The sequence below is a fragment of the Novosphingobium colocasiae genome (genome assembly GCF_014652555.1).
In the GTDB taxonomy this organism is placed as follows: domain Bacteria; phylum Pseudomonadota; class Alphaproteobacteria; order Sphingomonadales; family Sphingomonadaceae; genus Novosphingobium; species Novosphingobium colocasiae.
This window is the reverse complement of record NZ_BMZA01000053.1, coordinates 1-1,571: the sequence shown is the minus strand read 5'-3', so window position 1 is coordinate 1,571 and position 1,571 is coordinate 1. Positions and strand designations below refer to the sequence as shown.

General features: G+C 60.6%; 2 protein-coding genes. One reads left to right on the top strand and one right to left on the bottom strand.

The annotated features are described in order from the left end of the window. Positions 1-691, bottom strand: a 691-nt coding sequence (locus IE122_RS18150; RefSeq protein ID WP_189622632.1) for a 2-oxoacid:ferredoxin oxidoreductase family protein, incomplete at its 3' end; no start/stop codon positions are given. Between the two features lie 246 nt (positions 692-937). Here IE122_RS18150 and IE122_RS18145 point away from each other — a divergent pair. Beyond that, a complete protein-coding gene (locus IE122_RS18145; protein ID WP_189622633.1) occupies positions 938-1,420 on the top strand; it encodes an RNA pyrophosphohydrolase in 483 nt (160 codons plus the stop codon). The last annotated feature ends 151 nt before the right edge of the window (positions 1,421-1,571 follow it).

Genomic DNA, 1,571 nt, shown 5'->3' with positions numbered 1-1,571 from the left:
GCGGCCCGGCCAGCTCGGCCGTCTCGCCATAAGCATGACCGGCATTGAGGGCAGCGATGTTGGCTTCGGCCAGGATCGGGTTCTTCTTGAACTTGGCGTTCAGCCAATCCACCAGCGGCTGGCGATCGCGATCGAACATCCACAGCGCCAGGCCCAGCGTCCACATGTTCTTGCAGCGCAGCGCTTCCTTGTTGCCAAGGCCGAACGGCTTCACCGCCTCCAGCGTCAGCGCCGAGATGTCGAACGCCAGCACATCCCACCTGGCAAGGCTGCCGTCGTCGAGCGGGCTGACGTCGTACTTCGCCTTTTCGAGGTTGCGCTTGTTGAACTCGCCGGTGTCGGCGATCACCAGGCCACCGGGCTTGAGCGCCTGGACGTTGGTCTTCAGCGCCGCCGGGTTCATCGCCACCAGCACGTCGGGCGCGTCGCCCGCCGTGGTGATCTCGCTCGACCCGAAGTTGATCTGGAACGCCGAGACGCCAAACAGCGTACCCTGCGGCGCGCGGATTTCGGCGGGGAAATCGGGGAAAGTCGCCAGGTCGTTGCCGGCCAGTGCGGTGGACAGTGTGAACTGGCCGCCGGTCAACTGCATACCATCGCCGGAATCGCCCGCAAAACGAACCACCACCGCTTCGGGTGCGGCGGTTTCATCAGCACTACGTTGGTCGTGTTCGGCTGAAAGTGTAGCCATTTTTCATCCTCTTCGGCACGTGCCGGAAAACCTTATAACGGTCCCTCTGGGCGCATCATGCTTGATTGGCAATTTAGAAAAACTCTGCGCCTTGCAAGAGTGACAATTGTCGTTTGGTGTAGAAAACGCACTGGTCAAGACAACGGCCATGCTCCATTCTTGCGCCCATGCGTCGCGCCGAAATCGTTCGGCCCCTCCTTATGGATGGCCTTCTCCGACGCGAAAACAAGGGATAACCGCAGGACGATGAACGATTCAGTCCCGCTAGCCTACCGCCCATGCGTGGGCATCATGCTGGTGAACGCGCAGGGCAAAGTATTCGTCGGCAAGCGAATCGACAACCGTGAGGGCGACTGGTGGCAGATGCCCCAGGGCGGCGTTGACGACGGGGAAGACCTGCGTGACGCCATGCTGCGCGAGCTGTGGGAGGAAACAGGGGTCAAAAACGGCCACGTCATCGTCCTCGCCCAGACCCGTGACGAAGTTCTTTACGATCTTCCGCCCGAACTGGTCGGCAAGCTGTGGGGCGGCAAGTATCGCGGCCAGCGCCAGCACTGGTTCCTGCTGCGCTTCGAGGGCGAAGACAAGGACATTAACCTGCGCGCCCACCGCCCGCCCGAGTTTGCGGAGTGGAAATGGGTCGAGCCGGAAACGCTGGTGGACCTGATCGTTCCTTTCAAAAAACGGGTCTATCGCACTGTTGTGGAAGAGTTTCGCGCGCTGATTTAGCCATCTCGAGCTGAAGCAGGTTACATTGATTCCGTCATCCCGGGCTCGACCCGGGATCCTGCTTTTCTTCCGCCCGACGCGAAAAGAAGCGAGACCCTCTGAGTTCACAAACGAAGTGCAACACCTCAGACAGGTGCTGCCATGTCGAGAT